The organism is Streptomyces sp. IBSBF 3136, assembly GCF_036815105.1.
Lineage (GTDB): Bacteria > Actinomycetota > Actinomycetes > Streptomycetales > Streptomycetaceae > Streptomyces.
Genome location: NZ_JAJSZC010000052.1, coordinates 1 through 17,296, shown reverse-complemented (window position 1 = coordinate 17,296; position 17,296 = coordinate 1). Strand labels below are relative to the sequence as shown.

Annotated in this window: 16 protein-coding genes; 7 read left to right on the top strand and 9 right to left on the bottom strand. The window is 67.8% G+C overall.

The genetic code is table 11. From position 1 onward, the window contains the following. Positions 1-107 precede the first annotated feature (107 nt). The 4 genes from V7E45_RS14195 to V7E45_RS14180 all read left to right on the top strand — a co-directional run bounded on the left by V7E45_RS14195 (position 108) and on the right by V7E45_RS14180 (position 3,104). The gene (locus V7E45_RS14195) at positions 108-767 is read left to right on the top strand and encodes a hypothetical protein (protein WP_333774496.1); all 660 of its coding nucleotides are present in this window, start codon (positions 108-110) and stop codon (positions 765-767) included. Positions 768-956: 189 nt separating this feature from the next. Then, the gene (locus tag V7E45_RS40610; RefSeq protein ID WP_443056039.1) at positions 957-1,259 is read left to right on the top strand and encodes a lantibiotic dehydratase C-terminal domain-containing protein; all 303 of its coding nucleotides are present in this window, start codon (positions 957-959) and stop codon (positions 1,257-1,259) included. 319 nt (positions 1,260-1,578) lie between these two features. Beyond that, complete coding sequence (locus V7E45_RS14185; protein ID WP_333774494.1) at positions 1,579-1,956, top strand: hypothetical protein; 378 nt, start codon at positions 1,579-1,581, stop codon at positions 1,954-1,956. A 368-nt stretch (positions 1,957-2,324) separates the two neighbouring features. Then, positions 2,325-3,104 carry a class I SAM-dependent methyltransferase gene (locus V7E45_RS14180; RefSeq protein ID WP_333774493.1) on the top strand — a complete coding sequence of 260 codons (780 nt, stop codon included), beginning with the start codon at positions 2,325-2,327 and terminating at the stop codon, positions 3,102-3,104. 357 nt (positions 3,105-3,461) lie between these two features. Here the strand turns inward: V7E45_RS14180 and V7E45_RS14175 are convergent, their stop codons facing one another. The 6 genes from V7E45_RS14175 to V7E45_RS14150 form a co-directional block, all read right to left on the bottom strand. After that, entirely contained in the window at positions 3,462-4,001 is a 540-nt protein-coding gene (locus tag V7E45_RS14175) for a hypothetical protein (protein WP_333774492.1), read from the bottom strand. A 293-nt stretch (positions 4,002-4,294) separates the two neighbouring features. Continuing rightward, positions 4,295-4,789 carry a hypothetical protein gene (locus V7E45_RS14170; protein ID WP_333774491.1) on the bottom strand — a complete coding sequence of 165 codons (495 nt, stop codon included), beginning with the start codon at positions 4,787-4,789 and terminating at the stop codon, positions 4,295-4,297. 47 nt (positions 4,790-4,836) lie between these two features. Beyond that, the gene (locus tag V7E45_RS14165; RefSeq protein ID WP_333774490.1) at positions 4,837-5,298 is read right to left on the bottom strand and encodes a hypothetical protein; all 462 of its coding nucleotides are present in this window, start codon (positions 5,296-5,298) and stop codon (positions 4,837-4,839) included. Further along, positions 5,295-5,771, bottom strand: coding sequence for an integrase (locus V7E45_RS14160; RefSeq protein ID WP_333774489.1), 477 nt, complete (start codon positions 5,769-5,771; stop codon positions 5,295-5,297). Before V7E45_RS14160 ends, V7E45_RS14165 begins: the two co-directional genes overlap by 4 nt. A gap of 376 nt (positions 5,772-6,147) precedes the next feature. Continuing rightward, positions 6,148-6,570 carry a hypothetical protein gene (locus V7E45_RS14155; protein ID WP_333774488.1) on the bottom strand — a complete coding sequence of 141 codons (423 nt, stop codon included), beginning with the start codon at positions 6,568-6,570 and terminating at the stop codon, positions 6,148-6,150. A 30-nt stretch (positions 6,571-6,600) separates the two neighbouring features. Continuing rightward, positions 6,601-7,647, bottom strand: coding sequence for a Tox-REase-5 domain-containing protein (locus V7E45_RS14150; RefSeq protein ID WP_333774487.1), 1,047 nt, complete (start codon positions 7,645-7,647; stop codon positions 6,601-6,603). Positions 7,648-7,940: 293 nt separating this feature from the next. Here V7E45_RS14150 and V7E45_RS14145 point away from each other — a divergent pair, with 293 nt between their 5' ends. Both V7E45_RS14145 and V7E45_RS14140 read left to right on the top strand, forming a co-directional pair. Further along, entirely contained in the window at positions 7,941-8,213 is a 273-nt protein-coding gene (locus V7E45_RS14145; RefSeq protein ID WP_333774486.1) for a hypothetical protein, read from the top strand. A gap of 166 nt (positions 8,214-8,379) precedes the next feature. Then, a complete protein-coding gene (locus V7E45_RS14140; protein ID WP_333774485.1) occupies positions 8,380-8,793 on the top strand; it encodes a hypothetical protein in 414 nt (137 codons plus the stop codon). Positions 8,794-8,920: 127 nt separating this feature from the next. Here V7E45_RS14140 and V7E45_RS14135 read toward each other — a convergent pair whose 3' ends face one another. From V7E45_RS14135 to V7E45_RS14125, 3 genes are all read right to left on the bottom strand, one after another. Further along, on the bottom strand, positions 8,921-9,466 hold the full coding sequence (locus V7E45_RS14135) for a hypothetical protein (RefSeq protein ID WP_333774484.1): 546 nt from the start codon (positions 9,464-9,466) through the stop codon (positions 8,921-8,923). 397 nt (positions 9,467-9,863) lie between these two features. Beyond that, positions 9,864-10,232 (bottom strand): CPCC family cysteine-rich protein, encoded by a 369-nt coding sequence (locus V7E45_RS14130; RefSeq protein WP_333774507.1) that lies wholly within the window; start codon positions 10,230-10,232, stop codon positions 9,864-9,866. A 5-nt stretch (positions 10,233-10,237) separates the two neighbouring features. Further along, positions 10,238-15,016 carry a ricin-type beta-trefoil lectin domain protein gene (locus V7E45_RS14125; protein ID WP_333774483.1) on the bottom strand — a complete coding sequence of 1,593 codons (4,779 nt, stop codon included), beginning with the start codon at positions 15,014-15,016 and terminating at the stop codon, positions 10,238-10,240. Positions 15,017-16,378: 1,362 nt separating this feature from the next. Here V7E45_RS14125 and V7E45_RS14120 point away from each other — a divergent pair. Then, positions 16,379-16,996 carry a hypothetical protein gene (locus V7E45_RS14120; RefSeq protein ID WP_333774482.1) on the top strand — a complete coding sequence of 206 codons (618 nt, stop codon included), beginning with the start codon at positions 16,379-16,381 and terminating at the stop codon, positions 16,994-16,996. Positions 16,997-17,296 lie beyond the last annotated feature (300 nt).

The window sequence follows — 17,296 nt, the reverse complement described above, 5'->3', positions numbered from 1 at the left end:
GGGACAGATCGCCCCGATCTACCGCCTGGTTGCCGGGGCCGGGCGCCTGGACAATGGTGCGGCTCTCAGTGAGCCGGCTCAACGGCTCCTTCTGTAAGGGCGGTGGCATGACCATGAGCAACTACCGGTGGTGCGCGGCGGTCGCGGCGGCGCTGCTGCTGGCCGGATGTGGCGGTGGTGCGCAGAGCAACAGCGGGAACGGCAAGGCGGTGGCGCTCACGAAGGAACAAGTACGGGAGACGTTGCCGGATGACGAGGCCATGACGGGTTGGAAGGAGTCCGCTCGGCCCACGGCCGTTGAGATGGACAAGCTCTACCGTTCGCAGGCCTGCCCCATCAAGGACCATGCGGGCTGCGAGAACTCCCGTTTCTACGGCGCCTCGACCTTCCGGCACGACGACGCCGCCGCCACTGTCACCTTTCTGATCATCGCCTATGACAGCGAGCAGGCCGCCCGGGAGGCGTACGACGTGCTCTGGGACGGCTACTACGGCAAGAGGGCGGGACAGAGGGCCAAGACGTTCGGGATCGGCCGGATCGGTGACGAGCGCGACGCCCGGTTCGGTTCCTCCGGCTTCCACGGCGAGCCCGGCGCCGTGACCCAGACCCGGGTCGGCACGACACTGCTGTGGACGCTGGCGGGTTCCGCGGACAAAGACAAGGGCGGCATCGACGAGGACGGAGTCCGGGACCTGGCCACGGTGCTCGCCAAGCGGGCCCGACAGTCCCAGAACGGGGACGCACCTTCCGCCGCGCTCGACGGCTGACCGGGCGGCTACGCCAGGACCCGCCCGCTGCTCGAGAGCGGAGGCGCTAATCAACCTGAACTTGGTCCCGCTGCACGAGCTTTTAAGCCGTCGGCACCTTGCTCTGCTATTCGCCGCCCTCTCGGTCACGGAACGCGGTAACCCGGTCAATCGGCTTCCGAGCAGCGGTGAGCCGGAGGGCGGATCCCGTTGCGACGCCGCGGTTCACGAACAAGCAGCCCTGGCCCCTGCGCTACCGCGCTGGCCAACCGCCGGCAACTTGAGGCGCACGTATCCGATCTCGTGAGCGCAGGCACAGCGATGTCCTGGCTGCCCGGAGTCTACGAACCCGAGACCACCGCCTCCGGCGGCACGAGCGCCAGGGACTTCGCTCACGACCTCTTCCACGCGGACAGCCGTGCTCATCTGCCTTGGGCCCGCTCGCCCGCTGCCACAACCGCGACACCAACCGCCTCGCCGTCCGCGCTGCCCGCACCGCCGAGGGAGGCCTGAACTCGGGGATCGCAGCGTTCATCGACACCGACGACGGCCCGGTATTCATCAAGGGCATCCCCTCCAAACACCCCCAGGCGCCGGCGCAGCGCCGCGAGGCCGCCATCGCCCCGCACCTCCCCCACTCCTGCCCTCGCCTGCACTGGCACATCGAGACAGCCGGCTGGGACCTCCTCGGGTACGAAGTCCTCCAGGGGCGGCAGGCCGACTACGCGCCAGGCTCCACCGACCTGCCGATGGTCGTCGACGCGGTCCAGAAACTGCAGGAGATCAGCGCCCCGACAGACATCGCGATCAAGCCGCAGAACAGCGCTGGGCCATGTACGCCCCGCCCGGCACCGCCGACCTGCTCGCGGGGCGCACCCTGCTGCACACCGGCCTCGCCCCGCACAACGTCCTCGTCAACGACCGGGCGCACCTCATCGACTGGGCCTGGCCCACGCGCGGCGCAGCATGGATCGACCCAGCCGTACTCATCCTGCGCCTGCTCGAGGCCGGTCACTCGCTCACCTCAGCGGACAGCGTCGCCCGCCAGTTCCCGTCCTGGCGCAGCGCGCCCGGGCCGGCCGTGCAGGCTTTCACCGCCGCCAACGCGGCCGCCTGGGTGGAGATCGCCCGCACAGACGCCGCCCCGTGGAAGGCGGCGATGGCCCGACACGCCAGTGCCGTCGAGACCTGGGCAAAGACCCTTACGTAGCTCTGCACCGTGCCGACGTCGGTCGCTGGCGACGTCGAGACCTGGCGCGCTGCCTTCGACCAGGTCGCCCGTGAGCCGGTAGCCGCTGCGCCTACTCGTCCCTGTGCTGGACCACCGTCCCTTGTGTTCAAGCAAGGGGGCCAAGGCTTCCTGCTCGATGTCCGTCTCCTCCATCCCCTTATGGCGACTGGCCGCGCCCGCGCGCCTCAGTCGGCCGCCTGGGAGGTGACGAGTTCTTCTCTGAACTACCGGCGGCAGCGCGGCAGCGACTGCCGTAACCCAGTAGCGTTTCCGTGGACGGACTCATAGCTTGTGCGTTCGTGACTGGTGATCCGAAGATGCGCCCAAATCGACACAACCTCGGCAGAGTGTTCAACGAGGTGCCGGAACTCTACGACCGGGTCCGGCCGGGATACCCCGACGAATTGTTCGCGGACCTTTGCGCCGTCACCGGCATGAATCAACAGTCGTCGGTGCTGGAGGTGGGCTGCGGTACCGGTCAGGCGACGCGCTCGCTGGCAGCGCTCGGATGCTCAGTTACCGCCATCGAGCCGGGTGGCGACATGGCTGCACTTGCTCACCAGCGTCTCGCCTCTTTCCGCAACATCCAAGTCGAGTCGTCGACGTTTGAGGAGTGGGACGACCGCGGTCGACGCTTCGATGTTCTCGTGGCTGCATCGTCCTGGCACTGGGTCGATCCGTCGATTGGCTGGCAACGAGCGCACGACGTGCTCTATCCCGCAGGCTGGATGGCGCTGCTCGGCAACGTCGTTGTCCGGCGACCGGGGGAACCGGAGGTGTACGCCGAGACCGCGGATCTCCACGAGCGATTCTGCCCCGGGAACCCCGACTGGGGTCATCCTCCCCTGGAGGACGAGGTGCGCACCACCGACGAGGGTTGGGGCCTGGTCGAGGATCCCGGAGAATTGTTCGGCCCAACGATCGTGCGCTGGTATCCAACCGTTCAGTGGTTCACCGGGGACGGCTTTGCCGATCACCTTCGCTCGTTGTCGCCGTACCGGAGACTCGGGCGCGACGTCCGTGAGCCTTTGCTCGACGCCGTCGCCGAGCGGATCCGCACGCGAATGGGCAACCGAGCACCACGCCGTTACCTGAGCGTCCTCCGTGTTGGACGGCGCGCCCAGTGAGGCCAGGCACCTGCCCCTGAACTAACTCGAAGGTCTCCTAGCTGTGCTGGTCCGTGTCGCGATCTGGCTGAAGGTAGGCATACCGAGGTCGATCACCTTGCGCTGCCGTTCTCGTTCCGAGTCGAGCTGGGCCGGCTTCTCCTCGGCCCGCTGGCGAGGCTGACTTGGAGTCCTTCGATCTCACCGAGCCGTCCCTCCTGTTCGGCTTCGGTGATTCGGGCAATCAGGTTGTCGCGAATCTCGACGAGGCGGTGTCTCTGAGCCGGATCCGGCCGCAGCATGAAGCATCGAATACATGCTTCTCTGAACTTCGAGTTGGACCCTGGCTGTTGGGACGCCCTGGTTCTGGCCGGCCGGTCAGGGCAGCAATCGGCGGGTAGAGGTCCAGGCCAAGAGCTGATCGCGGGTGTGTCCAGGTGCCAGGTAGCCGGGCAGGGTCTCCAGATGGGCCGTCAGGTTCTTGTGCCACCGAAGCTGGCGGATCTGCTCGATGGCCAGGTCGCGCCATCCGTCGGCGAGAGCGGCAGCCTGTGCGGGCGTGATCGTCAGTGCGTCAAGCGTGTCGACCGCCAGCGCGTCGGGGCTCCAGTCGGGGTCCGTGTCGTCGGGACCCAGCCTGTCGATCACCCACATCCGGAGCATGAAGTCCTGCTGGGTTACACGCGTCAGGTGTCCCTCGCCGTCGGCGAGCATGAGCCGGTTGACGAGCAACGACAGCTTCGCCCACTGGCGGCGGGCTACTTGTGGGTGAGCGGAGTCGTAGGCATGTCCCTGCGCCGCGACGCGTGCTGTCTCAAGCTGCTGACCACGGGCGTTCTGGATGAACGTCTGCAGCTCGTCGAGTGTCCACGTGCTCGGATCGCGCCCGAGGTCTTCTCGGTCTGCGTCGCCACTCACGGTCCGTGCTCCTGGTCGTAGGCATGCCGAGGCTGGTGGGGGCCGTCTGTGCCTGTCGGTTGATCTGACCGAGCTTGTCCTCGGCGCCGGCCAGGCTAACCCGCAGGCCTTCGACCTCGCCGAGCCAGCCCTCGCGCTCCGCCTCGGCGATGCGGGCGATGAGGTTGTCGCGGATTTCGACGAGCCGTGGCTGTTGGGCGGGGTCTTGACACAAGCTTCTCTGAACTATCGCTTGATTCCCGCCGAATGAGCTGTCGAGCTCATTCATACCAGTCGGCGCGAACCTCACGACTTCAGCACATCTTCCCGATCTTCAATGCTCGCGCCCGCTCTCCACTGTTCTCCGGGCGGATGCGCTCGGCCAGGCAGTGCCGGTGGGAGATGATGGTGTGGCTTCCTGGACCGTCGCTGCTGCGCGAGTCCAGGACGAGGGCGTCTCCACCTGCGCCCAACGTGATCGGTTCACCACAGAAGTCGCAGCTCCAGACCAGCGACTCCAGGTCGGCAGGTCTGATGGTGAGCCGCACTGATACCGGCGGATGCCAGCGGTGGATTTGCTCGATCACTGCATCGATCTGTGAACCGACGGGTGGAAAGAGCGCGAGTAGTTCGTCGTGGCTGCGCGTGGTCTGGGAGAACTGCTGGATCATGTCGATAGAGGCCGACAGGCCAGCGTTCTCGTAACCAACGATCTCAACGAGAACACCCCATGGGTGATGGCTGAGGACCCTGACCTGCACCTTCTGGCCAGGCATGAGCGCCAGACTCTCCGTCTCGAACCTTTCCATGAACCGCTTCCCCATCCCTTAGCCCAACAGGCCGCGCCTGGTGGCGCTCATGCACGCGTGTCGTCGACGTCGGAGCCGATCACCGCGCTCAGGGCCCGCAAGGCGCCATCGTATTGGTGACGGTCGAACTGGAACGGACCGAACGCCACATAGTCGCGGGCCTCGCGGTGCGGTTGCTCAAAGGCGTCCCAGGTCACGAAGTCGGTCGTCGCGGTGATGCGGGCCATGAGGGGCCAGCATCCCCACTCGCCGCATTCACAACCGAGAACGGGTGTCTTCGGCCCCATCGCGTTGGTGGACCGTCCGAGGAAGTGATCCTGCATCGGGCCGAACCGGAAGAACTCCGGGATCAGACCGCCATAGGCGTCGCCTGCGGGCTGCATCCCGGCCGCGATCTCGAATCCGTCGATCAGCTCGGTGAGTGGTGCTCCGTCGATGCGGGGGACGATCACGAGCGGGCCGCCGTCGCCACGCTGCCGGCAGTCGAACCGGATGTCATTGCTGGTCATCCAGTGATTGTGCCAGCGAAGCCGTTCCCAGCTGGGGCTATGCGTGGCATGCCGAGGTCGATCGCCGTACGGCCGGAAGCTCGTCGGTCCATCTGAGCAAGCTTGTCTTCGGCGCCGGCCAGGCTGCCCCTGAGCCCTTCGACCTCCCCGAGCCAGCCCTCGCGCTCGGCCTCGGCCTCGGCGATGCGGGCGACGAGGTTGTCGCGAATCTCCTCCAACCGGCCGCGCTGGGCCGGGTCCGGCCGGAGAAGCGGGCAACGAACGCAAGCGTGTTCATGAACACAAGGGCTTAAAAAGGCGCGACCGCAGGTGCCGATGGAGACCTTGCGCTTCTCGAAGTGCGCGAGGAAAGCGTCCCATTCCTCCTCGGTGGGGGTCCGATACTCTTCACTGGGCCGGGCAGCCCTGCGACGGCCGATGAAGGCGCGGTGAGCCTCGATGGTCTCGGCCGGGTAGATCGCCTTGTAGCCCATCGTCGCTGTGTGCAGTGGAACCATCAGCTGCGCAATGCCGGTGAGCTCGCACTGCGGACCGACTCCCGGCCGTATCTGGCCGCGGAAATCGAACGGACTTCGGCGGCCCTAGGAGTCGTGTGGTCCGAGGCGGTCACGCCTGGGCTTCCCGCCGTTCCTGGCACACGGGCGACGAATGGCTCCCTTCGGTGAAGGGCCGCGCGGTGTGAACATCGGAAGGCAACCGTGAGGCGGCCTTCGAAGCACACGGAGCTGTGGCCGATGCCATCGCGGGCGGGATGTCGTTCCGCGCGGCGGCGGGTGCAATGCCTGTGCGGCTCCCCAGTTGGGGAGCCGCCCAGGTCCACGCCAGGTACGTCGGTGATGCCCCGGCGCTTCAGGAAAGCGGTGGTCCGATCAGCGCGGCCTCGACCGCGTCACCGGTCATGTCGATCAGTACGGCCTCCTGGCGCATGTCCACGGGAAGGTGCGCATGCGCTTCGGAGCCGCAGAAGAACGTGCCCCGGCTCGGATCGAAGATCACGGCTGCCAGCCGTGCGGCGAGTTCCGCCACGATGGCGAAGACACCGGGACCTGAGTGCGGACGCTCCACAAGGATGCTGGTCCGGTCGACAAAGATCTCGGCCTCACTGCCGTCCGCGGCCCTGACCCAGTACTGCAGGCTCCCGTCCTCCGTCACCGTCCGGTCGGGATCACCCACGTCGTAGGGAGTGAGAACGGAGCGCACCACCTCCATGTCCAAGGGAACGGGCGCATCGCTGCCCTCGACGAACTTGTAGATCGACGGGCTGTAGCTCACACAACGTCTCTTTCTGCACGCGGAGGTGTCTCACTGGGGGCCGGCCCGGTAGATGACCGTGATGGTCTTGAGGTCGTTGTCGATCATCATGTGCTTGAAGGCCGTGGCAGTCCGCTCGTCAGAGACATACCAGATGATCGGCGTGTCGCCTGCCGCTCGGGCCTGGTCCTTCGCCTGCTTGACCGGTTCGGTGACCCACTTCTGGAGCTTGCCGTCGGGGGTGAACATCCGATCGTTCAGCGCCTGGTTCTTGGCATCGATGAGAGCGCCGTCCTGGTAGCCGTCGAACTTGACGTACCCACTCTTTCGCCAGTCCGCCGGAACCTTGTAGGAGATCCCTGACGGAACGCCGTTGGTCACCATTTGTTCGTAGGCGCGGTCGGCCTGCGCCATGTTCTCGGTTTCCGCCATCCAGGTGCCAGGACCTCCGAGCTCCAGCCACTTGCAGTAGCCGCCGCCCGCTGCGCGAATGCCACGGCGGGCGAACTCGTGTACGCAGCCTTTCTTCAGCAGGTTGAGCGCTTTGTTGCCGATGCTGACGATGGCCGCCTCGGACAGCCCGTCGAGGGCGCGGAGTGCCTTGTAGGCGTCCTCGAAGCCGATTCCGGTCCTGGCAGCGGCGTCGAGGGCCTTGACGGCGCGCGCGATCGGGGTGAGCAGGCCTTCGACCGGGACGTAGGTGGCGAGGCTCCAGGCGCAGGCGGTTTTGCTGCCGTGGAGGCAATCCATCAGGTCTTCGGCGAAGAACGAGAACAGGATCGCTCCTGGCACGTCTCCGAAGAGGCTCTGCCACCCGGCGCGGACGATGTCCTTGCCGGAGAAGTGGTGCTGCCAGTTGTCGATCTTGACGTTCTTCAGGGTCGCCCGCTGCAGGAACTGCCACGCCGACTTGGGACAGCCGTCGGCCGTGGCCTGGGCCTGGTCGTCGGTGCACAGGTAGAAGTCGGCCTCGTAGTTGACGACCAGGTCGTACGTGGCGTCGCAGCCCTTGATGGCCGCTTCCGGCATCCCGGGGCAGGTTCCGTGCTGCTGGGAGCTGACGATCTCCACGGTGGACTCGTCCGGCACGGCGAACACGCCGGGGATACCGGTACCGGACCCCTACGGGATGACCGTCGGACGGGCGGCCAGGCCGTGAGACGTAGTCAAGGGCCCCTTCGATCAACCCCAGGCGCCGGCGTAGCGCCGCGAGGCCGCCATCGCCCCGCACCTCCCCCGCTCCTGCCCTCGCCTGTACTCGCACACCGAGACAGCCGGCTGGGACCTTCTCGGGTACGAAGTCCTCGGGGGCGGCGGCCCGCCGACTACGCGCCGGACTCCGCCGACCTGCCGGTCCTCATCAACAACCGGGCGTACCTCATCGACTGGGCGTGGCGCCCACGCGCGGCGCAGCATGGATCGACCCAGCCGTACTCATCCTGCGCCTGCTCGAGGCCGGTCACTCGCTCACCTCAGCTGACAGCACCGCCCGCCAGTTCCCGTCCTGGCGCAACGCGCCCGGGCCGGCCCTGCAGGCCTTCACCGCCGCCAACGCGGCCGCCTGGGCGGAAAACGCCCGCGCAGACAACGCCCCGTGGAAGGCGGCGATGGGCCGCCACGCCAGCGCCTTCGAGACTTGGGCGAAGACCTTTCCGGTCAGGTGAGGTAGCCGTTGCGGCGTGCTTCCTGGGAGGTGCACCGCCGTTTTCAGCTCAGATTGCCATGCGCTGCACTAGGTCCTGCCACACTCTTCCTGTGGCAGACATAGCAGGGCAGGTAATCCCTGTGGCCTCCGCGCTTGCAGGAGTCGCGCTCACACTCCTGGGTAACGTGTATCTCGAACACAACAAGTGGCGCCAGACCCAGCGAAACGAACAGCGGGTCCGCTCGCTTGAGTCACTTACGGACCTCCTGCAGGTCGCCACTGACATCGCCCGCACCCTGAGACAGACCGCTGAGCAGATCGACGAAGGCCAAAACGTCGACATGCGAGCGGTCGCGGATCGGATCGACGACCTCATCGGTCAGCTTCGACGGCAGGGCACGGTGGCCCGCATCGTCGGTCCGCGCAGCGCCTTCAGCCTGATCGCCACGCTTGAGAGACAGATCGCCCCGATCTACCGCTTGGTTGCTGAGGCTGGGCGGCTGGGCGATGGTTCGGCTCTCGTTGAGCCTGCTCAACGGTTGATGGAGACGCGGGATGCCTTGATTGATCACTTGCGGAGCACCCACACCCCGTCCTGATCTTGAGAGTCGGGGACTTCCGTTCCCCCGCTGCCTCTTCCTCGACCACCCGCAGTGCACCCGCACCGCCGAGTACAAGCCGTCGCAGCCCGCGGTGGCGACCCAAAAGCCCGGGATGAGATCACGGTCACTCGCCCTGCGGGCTTGGAGGCGTCCGCAACGCCTGCGACGCCGCTACGAGAAAGTTCTGCCGAGCCACAATCGCCCGGGCCACCACCCGGCTCCACGCCTCCCAGTCCGCAGCAGAAGGCTCCTGGCCCGCCTGTGCGTCGAAGTGATCGTCCAAGTCCCGCCACGCCTCGTACAGTGCGGCAAAAGCTTCTGTACCTCGCGGAACACCCAGCAGCTCGACACGCTCCATCTTCGGGCGCAGCACTGCCCACACCCGTTCTGTGCCCTCCGCTACGCGCGCCCACGGTGCATCCTGGGCTCTGACCCTCCCGTGCTCCTGAACGCGGTCGTCCCAGGCGTTCTGGTGGGCCCGCAAGTCATCGAGGGCTGCTTCCCAGGCGTCCACCAATTGGAGGTATGCCTCTTGCCGCTGGTTGCGTAGCCACTGGGCGTGCTCGACGGACGCCTGGTCGACGGTTTGGCGGCGGCCGACGTAGAGGCCGGCGAGGATTCCGATGATGCTGAACACGCCAGCCGCGGCTGCTGCGACGACGGCCCCCATGCTTCGCTCATGGGCTCATCTTGCCTGTGAAGGGCGGCCGGGACGGTCGCTGCAGGTAGTTGGGCCTTGGGCTCAGAGAGCGCAGGCCGTTCGGGGACGAAGGGCGGGCGCGGCCAGCGGGCTTGCTGGCGCACCTTCGATGCGGTAGCCGGACCTGGTGCGCTAGATCGACGCCACGGGCTCCAGGGCCGAACGCAGCCGAGATTTCTGCGACTGCCGGGCGTGCGCGGATGGCGCCGAGTTTGTCCCCATGCCGCTGGCGGTCGCGAGGCCGTCGGCCAGCCGGTTCTGCTCTGGCGGCAGAAGGCAGTCGAGGCGATCCTGTCCGGCTTCGTCAGCTGTAAGGGGCGGGCGGCTCCCCTGTGGGGAGCCGCCCGTGTGGACTCATGGAGAGGTGTTACGACGTGGGTTTGCGCCAGTATGTCGGGCGCCACCAGTACAGGGTGGTCCTGTCCGGGGGCCAGTAGGCGGACTCCGTCTTGGCGTCCGGCCCCCCGTCGAGGGTGACGTCGAAGGGTCTCCAGCCCGGTTCCCGTTTGTCGGGTGCCTGCGGGGCGGAGGCCCAGCTCCGGCGGCGGGGGTCACTCGCGCCGGTCTTCTCGAACGAACGCTGGGCGTCGATGAGCGAGGTCTTGTTCGCTCCATCGGACAACCAAGGCAGGCGCAGCTGCCCTGGATCGTCCTCCCAGCGGCAGATCCGGCAAATCTCGTAGCACCCGGGCCCCTCGTCGAGGACGAGATAGCCGCAGCACGGGCAGGGATACATGTTCTCTACTTCCACGGGATGTCCTTACCCGTCGGGACGACCTCGCCTTGAACGCGGAGGGGGTCGTTGAAGTAGTCCACTCCCCGGTCCGGCTTGAAGTAGGTGACAAGTCCCTTCTTGCTCTTCACCGCGATCTCCCCGGTTTGGGTGTCGAAATAGGTCGCCGTCTGGGTCAAGGAGTCGAACCTGCGGAGAATCGACGCCTCGTTCGGATCACAGTCGCAAGCGAGGAAGGCCGCGCCCGCCTCGTACTCCCGTTCTGACTGCGCGCCCACTTCCGCACCGTGATCGATGAAATGGTCTCGCAGGCTGCCGTGGCTGGTCCAACGGTCGCCGCAGTTGTGCACCAGGACGGGGGCGGTGCCGGCCTTGACGTAGAAGGTGTGGAGCCCGGCGACTGTCAGGTCCCACACCCGCTGCGGTGCGTTCACCGAGCGGATGCCGACCACGGCCTGCGTGGTGCCCCCTGCGGTGCGCAGCAGGTCCTTCAGGTGCAGGTCGGCAGCCATGACCCAGCCTCGGTCCGGGACGTACAGCAGGTGTCCCGGCGTGGTGGAAAGGCTGCCGCCGTCGGCAAGCGTGATCCGTACGAGCCGGTCCGCGCGGTGGGAGAACGTCGCGGTGACCGACTCCGAGCGGCTGACGTCCGCGTTCGGGTCGGTCGAGAGCAGCTCGTCGCTGTCCTCGATTTCCTCGATCCGCTTGGAGGTCCCATCCGCCAGCAGAACCCGGGTTCCCGCGGGGAAGCTGTTGCTCGGGCATCCGGGGCTGAGCTTCTTCAACTCCGCCTCGCTGATCCCCGCCAGCGCATCCGCCTCGAGTTTTGAGGCCTTCAGACCCCGCCACGCCTCCATGACTCCGGTACGGGTCCGCACGGCGACGTCCAGCGTTTTCACCGCATCCGCAGCGATTTTGACAATCTTGCCATCGAACATGGTGGCGATGTCGAAAACGGCCCAGCCGCAGTCCCCCCAACTTCCTCCGTTGCCGGTCAGCTTCTCGCCGCAACCGATGAAGTCGTGCAGGAGGATGTCAACCGGGTCAATGTTGCTGTTGAACTCGACCATGGAGATGGTGTGGGTGACCGTCTGGTACTGATCCGGGATGAACTGGGTCCGCAGGAACAGCGTGTCCGAGTGCGGACATCCGGTGACGGGGATCTCCGACAGTGTGCACAGATAGACGTCCACCCGGACGTTGAAGTGGATCTTTGCCTTGATGACACAGTCGCCGGTGTGGACGATCCGACCGCAGTTGTCCTGGTCGAGAACCTGTGGTTTGCCGATCGGTTCGATCTTCTCGTCCCAGAACACCTGGCCTATGCCGGAGGCGGTGCCGTCCGAGATGCGGTGGGCGTTCTTCTCGCGTTCGGTGCGGTCTGCGGCGTCTTGGGCTTCCTTGGCGTACTTGTCGGCGTCCTTCGCCGCCTGTTCGGCCTCGGTGGCCGCCGCGTCGGCGCGTTCGGCCGCCGCGCGGGCGTCCTTGGCGTCCTGTTCGGCCTGCGATGCCGCGGAGCGGGCCGCGGCCGCGTCGAGTTCCGCCGCGTCGGCCGAATCGCGGGCGTCCTTGGCGTAGCCCTCGGCGTTGCCCGCCGCCTTGTCGGCGGCCGCCGCGTCCTCACCGGCCTGCTTGTCGTACGCCACGGTGCGGGTCAGTGAGTCGGCCGCCTTCGATGCCGCCTTCGCCGCGTCGGCGGCGTACCCGAGGGCGTCCTTGGAGTAGGTGCGGGCGTCGGACGCGTACTGGGCCGCGTTGGCCGCGTGCTGGTACGCCTCCTTCGCGTCGCCCTTGGCCTGGTCGGCGAGGTCCTTGGCCGCCTGGGCCTCGGCTGCCGCGTTCTTGGCGTGCGCGTCGGCGACGGCCTGCTGCTGGTCGGCGATCGTCTTGGACGCCTGCCCGGTCAGCACGACCAGGCCGGCCGCCGAGTCGGTGTCCACGTAGGCCGAACCGAGCTGGATCGCGTCGTTGGCGGGGGCGGCGACCTGCTTCGCGGCCTTGCTCGCGTCGACCGCCGCTTGGGCGGTGACGTGGGCGAACCCGGCGGCCTTGGCTGCGGCGGCGAGTGCCTTGCCGGCCTCCGTGCTGGCCGCGTCCGCCTGGGTCTTGGCGTCCTTGGCGTGCTGCTCGGCCTCGTCGGCGAGCTTGACCGCCGTCTTGGCTTCGGCGGAGGCGTCCTGGGACGCCTTGATGGCGTCGGCGACCGCGCTGGTCGCGGTCTTCACCGCCGCGTCCGCCTTCAGCTTGTCCGCCTGGGCGGCGTCGGCGTCGGAACGGGCGCGTTTGGCGGCCGCCTCCGCGCGGGTGGCAGCGGCGTCGGCGTCGGCCGCCGCCTGGGTGGCCGCGTCGGCCTCCGAGCGGGCCTTCTTCGCCGCCGCTTCCGCGTCGTCGGCGGCCTTGTCGGCGTCGTTCGCCGCCGCGCGGGCGGCGTCGGCCGCGTCATCGGAGTCGAGGGAGTCGGCGTAGGCGTCCTTGGCGTCGGCCTTGGCGCGCGCGGCGTCGGCCTTCTGCTCGGCGTCCCACGCGTCGTCGCGCATGTCCTTGGCGTGGTCCTTGGCCTTGACCGCGTCGTCCCGCCGGTCCTCGGCGGTCTTCTCGGCGGCCTCCGCCTTGTCCTTGGCGTCCTTGGCCTTGGTCGCATCGGACTCGGCGTTCTTGCGGTGCTCGGCGGCCTCGGCCCGCTTGGCGGCGGCGTTCTCCTTCTCCGCCTTGGCCGTCTTCTCCTCGGCCTCCGCCGCGAGCCGCTTGGCGTGCGCGTCGGCCGCGGCCGCCTTCGCGTCGCCCTCCGCCTTCAGCGCGTCGGAGAGCTTGGCCTCCGCGGTCTCCTTGTCCTTCTTGGCGTTGTCCCGGTGCACCTTCGCCGCGTCCGCGGCCGCCTTCGCCTGCAACTCGGCTGTCTTCGCGGCCTCCTTGCGGAACTCCGCCTTCGCCTGCGCGGCCTGCGCCAACGCGCGCTGCGCGATGGTCTCACTGTCACCGGCGGAAGCCCGGGTGGCCGCCTCGGCGGTCTCACCGGCCTTCACCAGCGCCTGCAGCGCGGCAACGGCCCCCTTGGTGACCTGCGCCTTCTGCTGACCCACCAGCAGACCACGACCCCGGGGCGCGCCCGCCGTGTCCGCGATGCCGTAGGCGGCTTGCACGGCCGTGTCGGAGGTGGTGGCGGCCTTCTGCGCGACGGCGAGCTGCGCCTTGAGCTCGGCCAGCTGCTTCTTCGCACCGGCCTGGGCGGCGGCGACACCGGCCTTCGCCTTGTCGAACTGTGCCTTGTCCGGGTAGTCGAGCTTGTCCGTGCCGTCATGGCCGGTCGGCTTGATGTCGAACTGCTGCGCGTCAGTGCCGTTGCACGTGTACAGCTTGGCGTCGTTGCCGTTGTCGAAGGTGTGCAGGTCCAGGCACTTGCCGGTCCCCGTGTTCTTCAGACTTGTGCCGCCCCGCAGCTCGGACGCCCATATCTGCGACGGGGAGTCCTTGCACGACGAGATCTGGATCTTCGTGCCGTTCGCCGCGTTGTTCCCGGCCACGTCGAGGCACTTGAAGGCGTTGACGTTCTGCAGGTGAAGGCTGTCCTCGCTGCCGTAGAGCACCCACTTCTGCGCCGCGGAGCCGTTGCAGGTGTAGACCTGGACCGGCGTGCCGTTGTCCTTCTTGCCGCCCTGGACGTCGAGGCACTTGCCCTTCGCGGCGTGCACCTCGATGACGGTGGGGCTGTCGCCGACCCAGCCGAGGCCGCCAGGCAGCCAGTAGTCCTGCCAGCGCGTCAGGTGGTCGGCGACCCAGGAGTGACCCAGCATGTCGCTGAGGGCCTTCGCGCCCTTGGAGAGGGCGTTGACGGCGTTCTCGTTCGCGTCGAGGATCTGATTGCGCTGGGTGGCCTGGGAGGCGACCTCCTGCTGCCACTCGCCGGCCGCGGTGGCGGTGACGTCGCCCAGCACGTCGTCCGGGTCGAGCGGGTCACGCCAACCGCACGCGGCGAACCGGGACTTCACGTCCTCCACGGCGATGCGGTACTCCGGCGTGCCCGGCCGCGGTGCGCTGCGCGGGAAACCTCCGGAGGAGAGGAAGAGGCGGGCGTCGTCGGCTCCCGCGTTCCTGGCCGGGCCACCGTGCATCCACTGGAAGGCGTCGCGCTCGGCGAGCGCACGGTTCCACTCGGCCTGCGTCGTACCGGCCGGGTCCGGGTCCTTGCCGTACAGCGGGCCGCCCAGACCGTCGACGGCCTTGAGGGTCTTGTCGTCGGCCTCCGGGGTGGAGTCCTGGTAGAAGTCGTCGTCCTTCTGCCAGAACCGATCGGCGACCCACTTGCTCAAACCGGTCTGGTTGTAGAAGCTCTGCTCACCGTCGGGCGGCCAGTGGAAGTCGGTGACGGTGAACCCGCCGGGAGTCGACAGGCCGTCCAACGGTTTGGCCCACGCGCTGCGCTGAGCGGCGAGATCGTCCGCCTGCTTGCTCGCGGCGTCCCGGTCCTTCTTGTACGCGACGGCGAGCGGGGTCTGCTCCCAGTTCTTCCGATCGGCCAAGGCGTGGAGCTTGTCCGGCGGCTGGTTGAGGCCGTCCTGGGCGGTCGTGGCCATCGACGGGCCACCGAGCCGCAGGACTTCGGCCATCAGGCACTGGTCCTGACGCAGTTGCTCGGCGGCGGTGTCCTCGTACCAGGGATAGGAGTCGGCCGCCGGCTCGGCGCCCAGGCGGGTCGGACCGGGCTGCACGGCGATACCGGCCAGGACGGCCAGGGTGGCCACGGAGGTGACGGCGGAGGTCAGTTTTCCTGCTCTTCGTGTTCCGGGCATGCGGAACCACGGTTTGGGGTGCAACGAAGCATCCCTTTCTGCGTCTCTGGGGGGCGTGGGCCGGAAGGACGGCCGAAGAGCAGGGGTGGCATGGCTGCCTGATGGTCGATCAGCGGCTGGTCAGGCGCGTCGACCTCAGGCATGCGTATGGCCGATTCGACGGCATGGCGATGCGGCCCCTCCCCCGTGAGCGACGGCGGTTCCCCCGGTCGCTTACTGATGCGCGCGCAAGTCGCGGAATGGTCAGGTTCCCTCGCGCGGCTCACACCCTACGAAATCACCTCCTGTTCGTACAGACGTTCCAGGCGAGGTGAGGAGCCCTGGCCGGAACCTCCCGCCCTCCGACCACTGACCCCTCACACCCGACTCCCGCCCAACCCCACGGCGATTCGACACACAACGCCCACACAACAAAGACACACAACCCGCGCCCAAGCACACAGATTTGGCTGGTTTTCGCCTGTGCCGCGGTGACAGCCCGGATCGGGACCGAGTCAAAGCCCTGACCATCCCACCCCCGACACACCGGGCCACAGCCTGCGCACCCAAGTACACGCGCAAACGGCTGTGGCCGGTCACTGCTCGGGAGTCAGCGCAGCATGCCGCTTCCCGTGTCGGACACCGCCGGAAGGGCCGCCATGCTCGGCCGCCAAATGGGTGAGTCCCGCGCGGCCGCACTCGTCCTGAAGCTCGTCCCGGCCGTGCCTGCCCGTTCCACCCTGTGGCGACCATCCGCGCAGCGTCCCGAACCGCTCAGTCGCCTATCAACCGGGCAAATCCGAGAGGGCGACGGAGTCCTCCCCCCTCCGACTCATAGCGGAATCCGTTCGGCGAATGGCTGCCGTCGGGCGCACTCCGGCAGTGGTGTCGACTGACGCATGGAGAACGGCGGCCTGAAGCCGGACCATCTTCAGGAGATCTGCGGTCAGATCGGTCGAGGTCGCCGTGCAGGTGACCGACTCCCGGCCCCTTAGGTGCACCACTTGAGGTGGGCGGCCGGCTGGTCGTTCCGCTGCGGAGCGCGGCATGACACGCACCGTCGCCTTCGTCCGCGACGCCCAGCGCCTGAGCAGTGACGGCTTCGAGTTGTGCGGCTTCGTCCCCCTCCAGGGCGTGGCGAGAACCGCATGCGCGTCGTCCTCCGCACAGCAGCTCCCACCACGACACCAGCGCCCTGAGCCTTACTCGGGTGAAGGTGAGTATGGGTGCTCATGTGGGCAGTGCTCAGCTCCCTGCATGGTGCGTGCATGCGATCGATCTCCCTCTCTAAGCCCTTTCTGGTGGCCGCGCTCGGCTGCGTGATTCTGTCCGGCTGCGGCACTCGGAACGCCGCCACCGGTCAGCCCCCCGCAGGCAGCGACCGTGCCGGCGACCACGCCGCCGGGTGCTGCGCGCCACGATCCGCAGATGCGGTTCCTCGAGCTGATCACCCGCGTCACGCGGGGCTGCGCCCCGGACGCCCCTGACAACTCGGGTGATGATGTCGCGCCCGAGCCAGAGGATCTGCCCGGTCGGGAGGGAGCGCCCTCACCGGAATACGGGCCGGGCGAGATTCCACCGGGTGATCCGAACGTCACCGGCGACCTACCGGTTCCCCTTCCTTCGGATCTTCCCCAGCCGCCGCAGTCGCCCCCTGCCTCCGCCGATCCCGAGCCGCTCAAGGAAGTGCCGCTGACCGGCATCGACGAGTGCAGCGGCAACGAGCACGCACAGCGCATCAGGGACGCGTTCAAGAACACGAAGACGACCAGCTATCAGGCGATGCACAGGAAACTGACGGGTTTGGACTACCCGGCATCGCGGATTCACCGGATGCCGAACCATGCAGGTGCGCCGCGGGCACGGCTCGACCTGCGCTTCATGGGCGGCAACTTGGCTTTGGAGGTCACCGGCACCAGCAGCGGGATGAACGTCGAAGTGTTCGGGGTCCCGGAAACGGAGGACGTGAAAGTGACCGACGTGAACCGGGAAGTCCTATGAGCCCCGGCATACCGCATGCACAGCCACGCAGGCCCAAAGCTCACGATTTCCGCTCATTGGCCGGGGCGCCAGCGACGACTCGCGGTGCCGCAGCTGACGGTCCACAGGGTGCGGTCGACGGCGGGCCGGCCGAGGCTGATGCTGCTCAACGAGGCGCGCCAGACAAACGGAGGACACCTCCGGCGCCATAACTCTAGCGCCGAGCGCACACTTCGCGTACGAACCGCGTGCACATCGCGTCCCCGCTTCGGTCTCCCGGCACGCCTCGTACCCGCCCCGCCCCCTCAGCCGCCCCTCACC